General features: G+C 66.9%; 11 protein-coding genes. 10 read left to right on the top strand and 1 reads right to left on the bottom strand.

The window, feature by feature from the left end:
* Positions 1-33: 33 nt before the first annotated feature.
* From leuS to ASD76_RS14385, 8 genes are all read left to right on the top strand, one after another.
* A complete protein-coding gene (leuS, locus tag ASD76_RS14420) occupies positions 34-2,559 on the top strand; it encodes a leucine--tRNA ligase (protein WP_055924551.1) in 2,526 nt (841 codons plus the stop codon).
* Complete coding sequence (gene lptE, locus ASD76_RS14415) at positions 2,556-3,059, top strand: LPS assembly lipoprotein LptE (protein WP_055924548.1); 504 nt, start codon at positions 2,556-2,558, stop codon at positions 3,057-3,059. Before leuS ends, lptE begins: the two co-directional genes overlap by 4 nt.
* A complete protein-coding gene (gene holA / locus ASD76_RS14410) occupies positions 3,056-4,102 on the top strand; it encodes a DNA polymerase III subunit delta (RefSeq protein ID WP_055924545.1) in 1,047 nt (348 codons plus the stop codon). Before lptE ends, holA begins: the two co-directional genes overlap by 4 nt.
* Positions 4,103-4,155: 53 nt before the next feature.
* Positions 4,156-4,899: an alpha/beta fold hydrolase gene (locus tag ASD76_RS14405; protein ID WP_055924542.1), complete on the top strand. Its 744-nt coding sequence runs from the start codon at positions 4,156-4,158 to the stop codon at positions 4,897-4,899.
* Between the two features lie 10 nt (positions 4,900-4,909).
* Positions 4,910-5,743: a tetratricopeptide repeat protein gene (locus tag ASD76_RS14400; protein WP_055924539.1), complete on the top strand. Its 834-nt coding sequence runs from the start codon at positions 4,910-4,912 to the stop codon at positions 5,741-5,743.
* Complete coding sequence (locus ASD76_RS14395; protein WP_055924536.1) at positions 5,740-6,723, top strand: LLM class flavin-dependent oxidoreductase; 984 nt, start codon at positions 5,740-5,742, stop codon at positions 6,721-6,723. The genes ASD76_RS14400 and ASD76_RS14395 overlap by 4 nt, the downstream gene beginning before the upstream one ends.
* Before the next feature lie 90 nt (positions 6,724-6,813).
* Positions 6,814-11,526 (top strand): NAD-glutamate dehydrogenase, encoded by a 4,713-nt coding sequence (locus tag ASD76_RS14390; RefSeq protein WP_055924532.1) that lies wholly within the window; start codon positions 6,814-6,816, stop codon positions 11,524-11,526.
* Positions 11,527-11,529: 3 nt separating this feature from the next.
* Positions 11,530-12,753 carry an NAD(P)/FAD-dependent oxidoreductase gene (locus tag ASD76_RS14385; protein WP_055924530.1) on the top strand — a complete coding sequence of 408 codons (1,224 nt, stop codon included), beginning with the start codon at positions 11,530-11,532 and terminating at the stop codon, positions 12,751-12,753.
* Here ASD76_RS14385 and queG read toward each other — a convergent pair.
* Positions 12,737-13,810, bottom strand: a complete 1,074-nt coding sequence (gene queG / locus ASD76_RS14380; protein WP_055924527.1) for a tRNA epoxyqueuosine(34) reductase QueG — start codon at positions 13,808-13,810, stop codon at positions 12,737-12,739. The genes ASD76_RS14385 and queG overlap by 17 nt on opposite strands.
* Positions 13,811-13,863: 53 nt before the next feature.
* On the opposite strand from queG, the gene ASD76_RS14375 reads away from it, so the two are divergent.
* Together ASD76_RS14375 and ASD76_RS14370 are read left to right on the top strand one after the other, a co-directional pair.
* On the top strand, positions 13,864-14,826 hold the full coding sequence (locus ASD76_RS14375; RefSeq protein ID WP_055924524.1) for an ABC transporter ATP-binding protein: 963 nt from the start codon (positions 13,864-13,866) through the stop codon (positions 14,824-14,826).
* A complete protein-coding gene (locus tag ASD76_RS14370; RefSeq protein ID WP_055924521.1) occupies positions 14,823-16,115 on the top strand; it encodes an ABC transporter permease in 1,293 nt (430 codons plus the stop codon). Before ASD76_RS14375 ends, ASD76_RS14370 begins: the two co-directional genes overlap by 4 nt.
* Positions 16,116-16,129: the final 14 nt, after the last annotated feature.

Raw genomic sequence — 16,129 nt, 5'->3', positions numbered from 1 at the left:
GCCTGATTTCCGGACTAATTTAGGAACCACACCATGACCGAGCAGCGCTTCGATCCGTCGCACGCCGACGGACGCTGGCAGCGTGCCTGGGACGAAGCGCGCTGCTTCGAGGCCGACAGCGACAGCAATCGGCCCAAGAGCTACGTGCTCGAGATGTTCCCCTATCCTTCGGGGCGCATCCACATCGGCCACGTGCGCAACTACACGATGGGTGACGTGCTCGCCCGCTACAAGCGCATGACCGGGCATGAAGTGCTGCACCCGATGGGCTGGGACGCGTTCGGCATGCCGGCCGAAAACGCCGCCATGGAACAAGGCGTGCACCCGGCCGGGTGGACCTACCAGAACATCGCCACGATGAAGGCCCAGCTCCGACGCCTCGGCTTCGCGCTCGACTGGAGCCGCGAGATCGCCACTTGCGATCCCGAGTACTACGGGCACGAGCAAGCGCTGTTCATCGACATGTACGAAGGCGGCCTGGTCTATCGCCGCCAGAGCGCGGTGAACTGGGATCCGGTCGACCAGACCGTGCTGGCCAACGAACAAGTCGTCGACGGGCGCGGCTGGCGTTCGGGCGCGGTGGTCGAGAAGCGCCAGCTCAACCAGTGGTTCCTCAAGATCACCGACTTCGCGCAGGACTTGCTCGACGGCCTCGGCACGCTCGAACATTGGCCGGAGAAAGTCCGGCTGATGCAGGAGAACTGGATCGGCAAGAGCCAGGGCCTGCAGTTCCGCTTCGACCTGACCAACGGCGATACGCTCGACGTCTACACGACGCGCCCGGACACGATCTTCGGCGCCAGCTTCGTTGCGGTCGCGCCCGATCATCCGCTGGCCGAGGCTGTCGCGCAGACCAACTGCGATGCGGCCAAGTTCATCGAGAAGTGCCGCGCTGGCGGGACTACAGCGGCCGAGCTCGAAACCGCCGAGAAGCTCGGCTTCGACACCGGCATCGGGGCGGTCCATCCGTTCGATCCGAACAAGCGGCTGCCGGTCTACATCGCCAACTTCGTGCTGATGGACTACGGCACCGGCGCGATCATGGCCGTGCCGGGCCACGACCAGCGCGACTTCGAGTTCGCCACCAAATACGAGCTGCCGATCATTCGCGTGGTCGCCGCTTCGGCGGCCGAAGCCGATGCGCCGCTGACCGAGGCAGAAGCCGGCGAGGGCGTGCTGGTCCATTCGGGCTTCATCGACGGCATGACCGTCCCCGACGCCAAGCGCGCCGTCATCGAGCGCGCCGAAAGTGGCGGCTGGGGCCAGGGCAAGACCGTGTGGCGCCTGCGCGACTGGGGCGTTTCGCGCCAACGCTATTGGGGCACACCGATCCCGTTCATCCATTGCGCTGACTGCGGCGTGGTGCCGGTGCCGAAGGACCAGCTTCCGGTTACTTTGCCCGAAGACGTCGATTTCTCGATTCCCGGCAACCCGCTGGTGCGGCATCCGACCTGGAAGCATGTCAGCTGCCCCAAGTGCGGCGGCGCGGCCGAGCGCGAAACCGATACGCTCGACACTTTCGTCAACAGTTCCTGGTATTTCCTGCGCTTCGCCAGCCAACCAGCCGACCAGCCGTTCAACCGTGACGAGGTCGCCAAGTGGCTGCCGGTCGACCAGTACATCGGCGGCATCGAGCACGCGATCCTGCATCTGCTCTACGCCCGCTTCTGGACGCGCGCGCTCAAGCACATCGGCAAGATCGACGTGGCCGAACCGTTCGCCAGCCTGTTCACCCAGGGCATGGTGACGCACGAGACTTACGAGCGGAAGAACCCCGAAAACGGCCAGCCGATCTACTTCGGCCCGGCCGAGATCGAGCGCGGCACCGAGGGCGCCGTACTCAAGGCCGATGGCGCCCCGGTCACCGTTGGCCGCGTCATCAAGATGTCCAAGTCGAAGAAGAACGTGGTCGACCCGGACGACATGGTCGAACGCTACGGAGCCGACGCGGTCCGCTGGTTCATGCTCTCCGATAGCCCGCCCGAGCGCGACTTGCCGTGGTCGGAAAGCGGCATCGAAGGCTGCGGCCGCTTCGTCCAGCGCCTGTGGCGCCTGTTCGGCCAGTACGACGCCGCCGCGACCGGCGAGGACAAGGCGTTGCAGCGCAAGCAGCACCAAACGATCGCCGCCGCCGGTGAGGACATCGAATCGCTTGCCTTCAACAAGGCAGTGGCACGGATCTACGAGTTCACCTCGGCGGTCGAAAAGGCCCCGGCTTCGGCCACGCGCAGCGAAGGCATCGCGACCTTGATGCTGCTCGCCTCGCCGATGATGCCGCACCTGACCGAAGAAGCCTGGCACAACGCCGGGTTCGACGGCCTGGTGTCCGAAGCGAGCTGGCCGCCGGTCGACGAAGCGCTGCTGGTCGAGGACGAGGTCACCGTGGCCGTGCAGGTGAAGGGCAAGCTGCGCGACACCCTGACCGTGGCCAAGGGCTTGCCCAATCCCGAGCTTGAGGCGCTTGCGCTCGCGAGCGAGAAAGTCCAGCGTGCCCTTGATGGAGCTCAGGTCCGCAAGGTGATCGTGGTGCCCGACAGGCTGGTTAACATCGTCGCATGAGGCGGGCCGCGTCCCTGCTGGCGCCTCTCGCGCTGCTGGGAGCGCTGGGTGGCTGCGGCCTGCAGCCGATGTACGCTGGCGGTGGTGACGGGGCCGTTGCGCAGGGGATCGCGGCGGTGGAAGTCGCTCCGATCGAAGGACGCGCAGGCTGGCTCGTGCGCAATGCGCTGAAGGACAGGCTGGCGCAGGGCGGCAGTACCGCGACGCCGCGTTATCGGCTCGACGTGCTGCTCGACGACCAGCTCGAAAGCCTCGGCCTGCTGACCGACGAGACCGTGTCGCGCGAGCGCCGGACGCTGCGCGCCCGCTACCAGTTGGTCGATCTGTCGAACGGCACGATCCTGCTCGATGCGACGGCGGGCTCGGATGCCGGCATCGACGTGGTTTCGTCGGAATTTGCGACGATTGCCGCGGAACAGACCGCGCTCGAGAACTTGGCCGTCGAGGTCTCCGACCGGATCATGGTCCGGGTGATGCTCGCGCTCCGCTCGCAATCGTGAAAGCCACTCAGCGCGACTTCAACGCCGTCGCGCCGCGCGCTGCGCAGCAGGCGAAGATCATGTTCTTCTGCGGCCCGGACGAGGCAGGCGCAGCCGCCGCCGCGGCCCGGCTCATCGCCATGCTGCCCGACCCGGGTGAGCGGGTAGATTTTTCGGGCGGTGACCTGAAATCCGATCCCGTGCGTCTAGGCGACGAGGCGCGCTCGAACTCGCTCTTTGCCGGAACCCGCCACATCCTGGTCAGCGCCAACGGCGACGAGGCGCACGATGCGGTAAAGACCCTGCTCGACGTTATCGACGCCGGGGAAGGCGAGGGGGCCTGCCCGATCCTGATCGTGGCGACCAGCGCCACCGACAAGTCGCGCACTGCCAAACTCCTCGAAGGTCGCGGCGATGGGCTGGTAGCTATGTTCCATCCGCCGGACCTCAAGTCGGTGACCGAGGAAGTGCGGCGCATGGCCGATGCGGCCGGCCTCAGGCTCGGCGGCGATCTTGCTGAGCGCATCGCGCGAGCGGCCGGGCTCGATGTGAGGCTCGCCCAGTCCGAAGTCACCAAGCTCGCGCTCTATGTCGACGCTTCGGCCCAGGCGCCGCGCCAGGCCAGCGAGGAAGCGCTCGACGCGATTGGCGCCAAGACCGAGGAAGACGGCTTCATGCCGCTGGTCAACGCAGTGCTGTCCGGAGAGGTCAATCGGCTGCCAGGCGAGTTGCGGCGGATGCACGAGCTGTCGCTCAATCCAGTGGCCGTATTGCTCGCGCTTGAGCGCCGCGCCGCGCAACTGGCGCAGCTCACCGCCCGCCTCGGACCGAACGGCAAGATCAAGGACTTGCTTGAGACTGAGCAAAAGGCCCGCCGCGTGTTCTGGCGCGACGCGCGCGATCTTGGGACGCAAATGCAGCGCTGGAACGCCAAGCGCCTCAACCGCCTGGTGCAGCGGCTCGCTGCGCTCCATCGTTCGCTGCTGTCGAACAGCCAGGCGGCCGAACTGCTGCTGGCGCAGGAACTGACCGACATCGCCCGTTATGCGGCGCCGCGGCGGTAACCCCCAAACGTCACGCCTTGCCGATTGCCTGCTTCGACTCCATCTGAGCGGCGATGCCTGAGACCCGTTTCCACGCGATGCCCGATGGCAGGCGGATCGCTTTCCGCCACAGCCCTGCCTCTGGCCCTGGCTCCGGCCCGGCGATCGTGTTCCTGCCCGGCTACATGTCCGACATGGCCGGCAGCAAGGCCACCGCGCTCTTGGCCTGGGCCGAAGCGGAACGGCGAGAATGTCTGCTGCTCGATTACTCGGGCTGCGGCGAAAGCGGGGGCGATTTCGCGGACGGTACGCTGGCGCGCTGGGCCGAAGAGGTGCTCGCGCTGATCGAAGCCGAGGTGCGGGGCGAAGTCGTGCTGGTCGGATCGTCTATGGGCGGTTGGTTGATGCTGCTTGCGGCGCAGCAGCTTGGATCAAAGCTCGTTGGCCTGGTGGGCATCGCCGCCGCCCCTGACTTCACCGACTGGGGCTATGACGACGCCCAGAAGGCGCAGCTCTCGAACGGCGAGACACTCTTCACCGAAAACGCCTATGGCTACGACCCCACGCCCACGCATCCAGGCTTCTGGTCCGACGGGCAGGACCGGCGCCAGCTTGAGAGCGAGATCGCCATCGATTGTCCGGTGCGGCTGCTCCACGGACAGGAGGACACCGACGTCCCCCCGAAAATCTCACTGCGCCTTGCAGAGGCCTTGCGTTCACAGGACGTGCAGGTGACCCTGATCAAGGGTGGCGACCATCGCCTTTCGCGCGACAGCGACATCGCCCTGCTCCTGCGCACCGTCGCCGCGCTAGCTTGAGACCGTTCCGATGATCACCGCACTCATCTCCGCATCGCTGCTCACCCTGGCTCAGGCTGCCGTCGAGGCGCCGGGCCCGCCGGTACCGCGCACCGTGGCGGAAGATCGGCTCATCGCCTGTCTGGAAAAGGCCCGTAAGGATCCGACCACCGCGATCGTCGAAGCCGGCCAGTGGTCCGAGCAAACCAGCGGACCGGACCGCACCTATCCGCAACATTGCCTTGGCATGGCCTATACCTCGCTACTACGCTGGGAAGCGGCCGAGCAGGCGTTCGTTGCCGCGCGGGAGGTGCTTGGTGAGGGCGATCCCTACCGCCGGGCCCAACTCGCCGCGATGGCCGGCAATTCCGCCTTGGCCCAGGAACGTGCCGCCGCCGCCCTTACCCACCTCAACCTCGCCGCGAGCGATGCCGAAGCCTCGGGCGATGCGGGGTTGCGTGCAGTGGTCGAGATCGACAGGGCACGGGCCCAAGTCCTGCTTGGCCAAATGGCAGAAGCTGAAGCCACACTCACCAGCGCGCGGACCTTCGACCCGCAGAGCCCTTATGCCTGGCTGCTCTCGGCGACCTTGGCGCGTCGTCAGAACAAGCTGGCCGACGCACAGTCCTATATCGAAACCGCCGCCAGGCTGTCCCCCGGCTACCCGGAGATCGGCCTCGAAGCCGGTGTGATCGCCATACTCGGTGGACGCGAGGACGCCGCGCGGGCAAGCTGGCAGTCGGTTGTCGATCTCGCCCCAAACAGCGAGGAAGCGATTACTGCCCGCGGCTATCTGGCCCAGCTCAGTGAACCCACCGAGGCTCAGCCGACCGCTGAGCCAAGTGCGGAGACCCCGTCCGAATGATCCCCCTGTCAGTCCTCGACCTCCTCCCGATCCGCGAAGGCGGCACTCTGCACGAGGCCCTGGACGACGCCGGCAAGCTCGCAGCGACCGCCGAGCAAGCCGGGTACAAGCGGTTCTGGGTAGCCGAGCACCACGCCACTCCCGGAGTCGCCGGTGGAGCCGCCTCAGTCGTGCTCGCCCACATCGGCCATTCGACCTCGACCATCCGGATCGGATCGGGCGGGATCATGCTGCCCAACCACAACCCGTTCGTGATCGCCGAGCAATTCGGCACGCTAGACGGCCTGTTCCCTGGGCGGGTCGACCTTGGGCTCGGCCGCGCGCCGGGCGCGGCGGGGATCGTGGCGCAGGCCTTGCGCAAGAACCTGCACCAGGCGGCCGAGTACTTCCCGCAGGACGTGGTCGAACTCCGGGCCATGCTGACCGGCGATCTCGACCTGCCGATCGTCGCCACCCCCGGACTTGGCGCCAAGGTCGAGTTGTGGATGTTGGGGTCGAGCCTGTTCGGCGCCCAGCTCGCAGCAAGGCTTGGCATGCCCTACGCCTTCGCCAGCCACTTCGCGCCCGACCATCTCGACGCCGCGCTGATCGCCTATCGCAACCAGTTCCGTCCCTCGGCCTACCTCGACAAGCCCCACGCCATGGCGGCGATGACGGTGATCGCCGCGGACACCGACGAGGAGGCAGAGTTGCTGTCCTCCTCGCAGGACCAGTCATTTGTCCGGCTCCGCTCTGGCGATCCGGGCAAGCTGCCGCCGCCGATCCCCGGCTATCGCGAGACCCTGCCGGACACCGCCAGGGCCATGCTCGAACATCTCGGCCAGGCCCGCGCGGTGGGATCAGTTGCGACCGTCCGCGAGAGGATCGGCCGCTTCATCGAACGCACCAACGCCGACGAGTTGATAGTCTCCGGCGCTACGTATGATCCCGAGGCGCGGCGTCGTTCGCTAGCGCTTACGATGGAGGCCGTTACTTCGTAGGGATGGCCGTGGCGCCAATCGGCGCAAGAAGTCGGAACGACCGCACGGCCGCCTCGTTTGTCTTGTTTGTGGAGGCGGGAGAGAGTGAATATGGCCACCGCGCGGCGCGATGCCGAAGGGTTCAAGAAATTGTCGGCCGAAGACGCAAAGCTGGCAAAGGTCCTGCGCGAACGCATAGCGGTGTCCCGACTCCCTGGAGAAACCGAACTCGGCGCCGCCCATCTCGACGAAGCGGCCGCTTTCCTGCTCGAAACCGCCCACCAGCGTAAGCGCGGAGAGGCCGCCATCGCGGTCCGCTCGGGCGTCGGTGACCGGAGAGCCACCCGCATCGCCATCGTCAACAAGGACATGCCGTTCCTGGTCGATTCGATCGCCGCGACCATCGCCGCGCTCGGATTGCCGATCGACGTCCTTGCTCACCCCGTTCTGCCCGCCCGCCGCGATGAAGCAGGCAAGCTCGTGGCCCTGCCCGAAGGAGAAGCGAGCGGCGAGAAACTGGAATCGATGATCTATCTCGAGACCGAGCGGATCGACGCCATCCAGCGCCGCACACTCGAGCAGGAACTCTCCGCAACGCTGGCCGATGTCCGCGTGGCGGTGTCCGACTGGCCCGAGATGCGCGAGCGGCTGGGCCAGGACGCCGGCAAGGTGCCCGATCCCGAACGGCAGGACCTGCTACGCTGGTTCTGCGACGGCATGCTGACCCTGCTCGGCCACATGACGATCAAGCCCGACGGCTCCAAATCGCAGGCGCTCGGGATCTGCCGGAAGAGCGCAAAGGACCTGCTCAGCGAGGACGCTTACAAGCTCGCCTTCGCCTGGTTCGAAAAGCCCGCCAACCGCGAACATGCGCCACTGATCATCAAGGCGAACACTTACTCGCACGTCCATCGCCGGGTGCCGCTCGATGTGTTCATCGTGCCGGTGATCGAGGGCGGCAAGGCCACCTCGCTTTCGGTCTACGCCGGCATCTGGACCAGCGCCGCGCTCGGAACACCTCCGGCCCAAGTGCCCGAACTGCGCCGCCAGCTGGCCAACCTGATGGACAAGTTCGGTTTCCAGGAAGGAAGCCACGATGCCAAGGCGCTCGTCCATGCGCTGACCGTGCTGCCGCACGATCTCGCGATCGGTTTCGAAGACGAAGATCTCGCGCGTGTGGCGACCACGATGATGGCGCTCGCCGACCGGCCACGGGCCCGCGCGGCGATGGTCATGGCCCCGCTTCACCGGCACTTGTTCGGCTTCGTCTGGCTCCCGCGCGACCTGCTGTCGACTTCGACGCGCCTCAAGATTCAGACCATGATCGAGGACTCGACCGGCGCCGATACGCTCGACTGGAGCTTGCTGGTCGAAGGCGGCAACCTAGCCATGTTGCGCTATGTCCTCGACTTCCGCGGACGCGGGCGCGAGCCCGACATGGACCTGGTCGACCGCCGGCTGCAGGAACTGCTGCGCGGCTGGGGCGAAGCGGTCGAAGCTGCGCTTGCCGTCGACGAAGAGCCATCCCGCGCCGCGGCGCTCGCCTCGCGCTATGCCGAAGCCTTCCCGCTCGCCTACCGCACCGATTACGGACCGGCCGAAGCCGCGCGGGATATCACGCGGATGCGGGCGCTCGCGGGCGCGGAGGCGGAGCGCCCACTCCACCGCGATGCCCGGCTCTACCGGCTGGAAAACGACCCCGCCGATCAATTACGGATGAAGCTCTATCAGCTCGGCGGTTCGGTCGCGCTGTCGGACGCTGTTCCGGCGCTCGAGAACTTCGGCTTCCGGGTGCTCGCCGAACGCCCGACCATGATTGCCGGCGCCGAACCCGGCTCGATCCACGACTTCCTGCTCGGCCTGTCACACGGAGACGAGGCCGCGCCGCTGCTCGATCGCGCACCGCAGATCGAGGCCGCGATCTGCGCCGTGCTCAACGCACGGGCGGAAGACGACGTGTTCAACCGCCTGGTCGTGAGCCCCGGTCTGGAGGCGCAGGAGGCCGACTGGCTGCGCGCCTTCTATCGCTATCTGCGGCAGGTCAACGTCGCCTTCACCATCTACACCGTGGTCGACGCGCTGCGCCGCGCGCCTACCGTCACTCGCGCGCTGGTGGAACTGTTCCGGGTCCGCCACGATCCGGGTTTCAAGGCAGACCGCGAAGCCGCTTCACACCACGCCGAAGAGCAAATCCGCACCGGCCTCGCCAGCGTCGCCGCGATCAACGACGACCGCTTGTTGAGGCTCTACTGGGCCCTGGTCGGGGCGATCCTGCGGACCAATGCCTTTGCCCCAGCCGGCACCGACGCGTTGGCGTTCAAGCTCGATTCCTCGCTCGTGCCCAACCTGCCCAAGCCGGTGCCGTGGCGCGAGATCTTCGTCTATTCGCGCCGCGTCGAAGGCATTCACTTGCGCGCCGGCCCTGTCGCGCGCGGAGGCCTGCGCTGGTCCGACCGGCGCGACGACTTCCGCACCGAAGTGCTTGGGCTGATGAAGGCCCAGCGGGTCAAGAACGCGGTGATCGTCCCGACCGGAGCCAAGGGCGGCTTCTATCCCAAGCGCTTGCCCGATCCCGCGGTCGACCGCGACGCCTGGGCCACTGAAGGGCGCGAAAGCTACAAGCTGTTCATCCGCACGCTGTTGTCGATCACCGACAACATCGCCGGCACCAAGGTCGTGCACCCGCCGCACGTGGTGATCCACGACGGCGAGGACCCCTATTTCGTGGTCGCCGCCGACAAGGGCACCGCGACTTTCTCCGACACCGCCAACGCTATCGCCGCCGAGTTCGACTTCTGGCTCGGCGACGCTTTCGCTAGCGGCGGATCGAAGGGCTACGATCACAAAGCCATGGGCATCACCGCCCGCGGCGCGTGGATCTCGGTCCAGCGGCACTTCCTCGAAATGGGCGTCGACGTGCAGAGCGAGCCGGTCCGCGTGGTCGGTTGCGGCGACATGTCGGGCGACGTGTTCGGCAACGGCATGCTGCTGTCCAAGGCGATCAAGCTCGTCGCCGCGTTCGACCACCGCCACGTGTTAATCGACCCCAACCCCGATCCGGCAGCCAGCTGGGCCGAGCGCAAACGGATGTTCGAACTGCCGCGCTCAAGCTGGGCGGATTATTCCGAAAAGCTCATCAGCAAGGGCGGCGGGGTGTTCCCGCGCACGCTCAAACGCATTCCGCTTTCTCCAGAGGCACGCGCGGTGCTCGGGGTAGAGGCGGAAGAGCTCGACCCCGAAAGCCTGATCAGCGCGATCCTCAAGGCTCCGGTCGACCTACTGTGGTTCGGCGGAATCGGGACTTATCTCAAGGCCAGTCAGGAGAGCCACGCGCAAGTCGGCGATCCGGCCAACGACGGCCTGCGGGTGAATGGCGACGAGGTGCGCGCCAAAGTCGTCGGCGAAGGCGCCAACCTCGGCGTCACGCAAGCCGGGCGGATCGAGTTCGCGCTTCACGGCGGCCGCATCAACACCGACTTCATCGATAACTCCGCCGGGGTCGATTGCTCGGACAATGAGGTCAACATCAAGATCGCCCTCGAAGCGGCCAAGCGCGGCGGGAAACTGTCGGAGACGCGACGCGTCGAAGTGCTCGAAGCCATGACCGACGAAGTCGCCGCGCTGGTGCTCGAAGACAACCGGATGCAGGCGCTCGCCCTGTCGATTGCCCAGGCCGGCGGCGCCAAGGCCGTCGCTTCGCAGACCCGGCTGGTCGAGTTCCTGGAAGACGCGGGCGAACTCGACCGCAAAACCGAAGGCCTGGCCGACAGCCAGGCGCTGGTCCGGCGGGCGGTGGACGGTCAGGGCCTGACCCGGCCCGAACTGGCGATTCTGCTGTCCAACGCCAAGCTGCTGCTGCAGTCCGCCATCGAAGCGAGCGACATCGCCGCCGACAGGGCCGCCGAGCCGCTGCTGTTCGACGATTTCCCGGAAACGATGCGCGCGCCGTTCCGCAAGTTCATCCTGGCTCACCGGCTGCGGAACGAGATCGTGGCTACGGTCATCGCCAACGCCGTCGTCAACCGCATGGGCTTGATCCATCCGTTCGAGCTGGCCGAGGAAGAAGGCGCCGGGCTCGACCAGATTGCCGCTGCGTTCGTTTCGGCTTGCGAGCTGCTGGGCATGGACGCGATCTGGGCGGCGACCGACGAGGGCAAGATGCCCGAAGGCGCCCGGCTGCTGCTGTTCGAACGGGCCGCTTCGGCCTTGCGCGGACATATGGCAGACTTGCTGCGCGCTGGCGGAGCCATGCGCGCGCCGTCGGACTTGATCGACGCGGTCTCCGGCGAAGTGGGAGTGCTGGTCGATCACGTGGACGATCTCCTCGCCCGCGAAGCGCGCGAGCATGCCGAAGCCATCGCGACCGAGCTGGAGGATGCAGGGGCGCCCCCTGCACTCGCGCTCAAGGTCGCCAACTTGTTCGCGGTCGACGGCACGATCGGCCTCGCGCAACTCTCGCGCGACACGCGCATTCCGCCGGTCCCACTGACCCAGGCCTTCATTGCGCTGGGCGAAACGCTCGGTCTCGACTGGGCGCAGTCGAAAGCCTCGGTGATGAATCCCTCCGATCCGTGGGAGCGGCTGCTGGTCGCGGGCCTAGCGCGCGACTTCCAGCAGATGCGCTTCGAGTTCCTCCGGCAGCTAGCCACGACCAAGCGCGGTAAAACCGATCCCAAGGGGCAGATTGCCGCGTGGGCCGCCGAACGCGAGCCGGCGATCAAGCAGTTCCGCTCGATGATCGCGCGGGCCCGCAGTGCGACCCCTTTAGCGCCGGCGATGCTGGCGCAGATTGCCAGCCAGGCGAGAAACCTGTTGAACCGCTAGTCTATGAGCGAATCAGACATTGTAATCGTCGGCACCGGCCACGGCGGCGCCCAGGTGGCCCTTGCCTTGCGCCAGCATGGCTTTGCCGGCTCCATCCTGATGGTCGGGCGCGACAGCGAACCGCCTTATGAGCGCCCGCCGCTGTCGAAGGACTATCTCTACGGAGAGAAACCGTTCGAGCGGATCATGATCCGTCCTCCGCAATTCTGGGATGAACGGCAGGTCGGCCTGCTGATGGAGACCAGCGTGTCGCGGATCGATCCAGTGGCAAAGACGCTCACGATCACGGGCGGCGGGACGATCAGGTATGGCACGCTGATCTGGGCCGGCGGCGGCGATCCGCGGCGGCTGTCGTGCCCCGGCGCGCAGCTTCCCGGCGTGCACGTGATCCGCGACAAGCTCGACACCGACCGCATCCGCGCCGAACTTTCGGCCGGGGCCAAGCGCGCGGTGGTAATCGGCGGCGGGTACATCGGGCTCGAGGCTGCAGCGGCGCTGACCAAGCTCGGCTGCTCGGTCACCGTGGTCGAGAAGGAAAACCGCCTGCTCGCGCGCGTCGCGGGGGAAGATCTCTCGCGTTTCTACGAAGCCGAGCACCGGGCGCAGGGCGTCGACTTCCGCATCGGCGCCGATGTGGAGGCGATCGAGGGTGAGGAGAAAGTCACCGGCGTCCGCCTGGCCGATGGAGAGACCCTGCCGTGCGATTTGGTCATCGTCGGCATCGGCATCGTCCCCTCGGTCGGGCCGCTGATTGCCGCCGGGGCCGCGGGCGCCAACGGGGTCGACGTCGATCCCTATTGCCGCACGAGCCTGCCGGACATCTACGCCATCGGCGACTGCGCCGCGCATGTGAACGGCTATGCCGACGGCGCGATCATCCGGCTCGAAAGCGTGCAGAACGCCAACGACATGGCCAACACCGCAGCCCGCGCGATCTGCGGCGACAAACAGCCTTACGAGGCGGTGCCTTGGTTCTGGTCGAACCAGTACGATCTCAGACTGCAGACGATTGGCGTCAACATCGGCCATGACGCCACCGTGCTGCGCGGCGATCCGGCTGAACGCAGCTTCTCGGTGGTCTATCTCAAGGGCGGGCGAGTGGTCGCGCTCGACTGCATCAACCGTACCAAGGACTACGCCCAGGGCCGCAAGCTGGTGGAAGCGCGCGCAGTGATCGCGCCTGAGGTGCTCCTCAATACGGAGGTCCAGCTCAAGGAGCTTCTGTAAGCTGCTCCAGGGCCCAGGCCGCTGCTTCGGCGACCACCGGGTCCGGGTCGCCCAGCAGCGGATAGATCGGATCCAGCAACTCGCGATTGCCGCTGTTGCCCGCTGCGATCAGGCAATTGCGCACGAACCGGTCGCGCCCGATGCGCTTGATCGGGGAGCCTGAGAACAACTTGCGGAACCCCGCATCGTCGAGCGTCAGCAACTCGTCGAGGCGCGGCGCCACCAGTTCGGCGCGCGGCAGGAAAGCCTGGTGCCGGGCCGCGGTGGCGGCAAACTTGTTCCACGGGCACACCGCCAGGCAATCGTCGCAGCCGTAGATGCGGTTGCCCATCGCGGCCCGGAATTCCTCCGGGATCGGCCCGCGGTGTTCGATCGTCAGGTACGAAATGCACCGCCGCGCATCGAGGCGATGGGGCGCAGGGAAAGCGTCAGTCGGGCAAGTGTCGAGGCAGGCGCGGCACGAGCCGCAGTTCCCGTCATGCGGGGTGTCGGGCGCAAACGGCAGGGTCGAGTAGATCGCGCCGAGGAACAGCCAGCTGCCATGCTCGCGGCTGACGAGATTGGTGTGTTTGCCCTGCCAGCCGATCCCCGCCGCCTCGCCCAGCGGCTTCTCCATCACCGGCGCCGTATCGACGAACACCTTGAGCGCAGCCTCGATCCCGAGCTTCTCGGTCTCCGCCGACATCCACCGTGCGAGCGCCTTAAGCGCGCTCTTCATGACGTCATGGTAGTCACGCCCCTGAGCATAGACCGAGATCCGCGCCCGCTCCGGATCGCCCTCCAGCGCCAGGGGATCGTGCGCCGGGGCATAGCTCATGCCGAGCGCGATCACGCTACGCGCCTCGGGCCACATCGCCTGAGGGCCACGGCGCACGTCGGCCCGCGCTTCCATCCACTCCATCTCGCCATGCATGCCCGCGTCGAGCCATTCGCGCAGCCGATCGCTGCGCACCGGATCGTCGGCAGCCGGCGCGAAGCCGACGCTCGCAAAGCCGAGCGATCGCGCCTGTTCGACCAGCCGCGTTTTCAGATCGTCGAGGGCACTCGTCTCAACCACGATTCCGGTTGCTCCTGTTAACCTGACCCGCCTATCTCCAGCGCAGGAGGGGGATGCAAGTGAACACTGGTACCGGACCCGGGCGCGGACTAGCCATCGAGGCGCGCGGCTTGGTGAAGCGGTTCGACGGGACGCTGGCGGTCGACGGTGTCGACCTCGCCGTGCCCGAAGGCGCGATCTACGGCATCCTGGGCCCTAACGGCGCGGGCAAGACCACGACCTTGCGCATGCTGCTAGGGATCATCGACCCCGACGCGGGAGAGCGGCGTGTCCTCGGCCACGCCAACCCGCAAGACGTCGCCCGCCAGATTGGTTACCTGCCCGAAGAACGCGGCCTCTACCCGACGATGAAGGCCTACGAAGCGATCGCCTTCATGGGCGCGCTGCGCGGGCTGCCCCTGGCCGAAGGACGCAGACGCGGGCGTGAGCTGATGGAGCAGAACGGTCTCGGCCACGCGGTCGAACGGCAGATCCGCCAGCTTTCGAAGGGCATGGCCCAGCAGGTCCAGCTACTCGGCACCCTGGTCCACTCGCCGCGGCTGGTGGTGCTCGACGAACCGTTCTCCGGCCTCGACGCGATCAACCAGGGCAAGCTTGAACTGCTGATCCGTGACCTCGCCGCCAACGGCGCCACCGTGATCTTCTCGACCCATGTCATCGCCCATGCCGAGCGCCTGTGCGAAGGGGTCGCCATCATCGCCGGCGGCAAAGTGCCTTACGCTGGCTCGGTCGACCACGCGCGCGACCGCATCCGCGCGCAAGTGCGGCTGGAAACTCGCAATTCCGACGGCCCATGGCGTTCGGCGCTCCCAGCGGAAGCGCGGCGCGAGGGCACCTTCTGGTACTTCCCGCTCCCCGATAGCGGCGTGGAACCGCTGCTTCGCGCGCTGATCGAGGGCGACGCGGGGATCCTCTCGCTGTCGATCGAGCGGGCCGGCTTGCACGACGCTTTCGTCGCCATCGCGGGCGAGGCCGCCGCCAGGGCCCTCGATGCCGAACCGGAGGCCGTCCAATGATCGCGGATTCGAACACGGCTGGCCGGCTTTCGCGCCTTCAAGCGGCGTGGGTCGTGGCGCGGCGGGACTTCATGACCATCCTGTTCAGCCGGAGCTTCATTTTCTTCCTGCTCGGCCCGCTGTTCCCGCTGGTCGTCGGCAGCCTGGCGGGCGGTATCGGCCAAAGAGTCGAGAGCGAGGCCCAGCGCCCGGTCATCGGCCTGGCCATGACCGCGGGCGACACCGAGGCCATCCTCGCCGCGCGCCAGTCGCTGGCCGAGGAACTGGGCCCAACGCTGCCCGACATCGTGGTCTCCAAGCAGCTGCAACAAGGCGAGACTTTCGACGCCCAGGCCCTGCTCGCCCGGCGCGAGGGCAATCTCGCCGCCGTCTTGTCCGGCACTCCGGCCGATCCGCAGCTCACCGCCACGCCCGAACGCCTGCAATGGTGGACTGGCCCGGTGGCGCTGATCGCCGCGGCCGCGGTGCAGGACACGCCCACCGTCTTTCCCGAAGTCCGCACCCAGATTGTCGCGGTCACCGGAGCCAGCGAACAACGCGGCCGCCTGCGAACCGCCCAGGCAGGGCAGCTGGTGCTGTTCCTGCTGATCATCCTGCTGGCCGGCATGGTCCTCTCCAACCTGGTCGAGGAGAAGGCGAACAAGGTGATCGAAATCCTTGCCGCCGCGATCCCGATGGATGCCGTGTTCCTGGGCAAGCTGTTCGCGATGCTGGCCGTCTCGCTGGTCGGCATTGCCGTGTGGGCGACGGTCATTGGCGCTGTAGTGGGACTATCAGGCTTCGAGGGCCTGATGGGCAACGCGATCGACCTTAGCAGCCTGCCTGAACCGGGAGTCGGCTGGCCGTTGTTCTTCGTGCTCGGCATCGCTTACTTCGCCATGGGTTACCTGCTGCTCGGCTCGGTGTTCCTCGCCATCGGTTCGCTCGCGAACACCGTGCGCGAGGTGCAGACCCTATCGATGCCGGTCACCATGCTGCAGGTCCTGCTGTTCCTGTTTGCCAGCCTGTCGGTGGGGTCTTCCGGAGAGCCGATCGAATGGGCCGCCATTGCCTTCCCGTTCAGTTCACCCTTCGCGATGTTCGCCCGCGCAGCCCAGTACGAAGCGCTGTGGCCGCATATCCTGGCCCTGGGCTGGCAGATGGCCTGGGTGGCGATCACCATCCGGCTCGGCGCGACCCTGTTCCGCAAACGCGTGATGAAATCGGGCGGCCAGGCGACTAAACGGAACCGCAACCTTCGCGCGCTCGTTGCTTCGGCGTTCAGCAAGGGTTCGAAGAATGCCCAGTAGACCAAGACCGCACA

It is taken from the genome of Altererythrobacter sp. Root672, from assembly GCF_001427865.1.
Taxonomy (GTDB): Bacteria; Pseudomonadota; Alphaproteobacteria; order Sphingomonadales; family Sphingomonadaceae; genus Croceibacterium_A.
The sequence above is the reverse complement of the archived record's forward strand: the minus strand, read 5'-3'. Positions and strand labels throughout refer to the sequence as shown.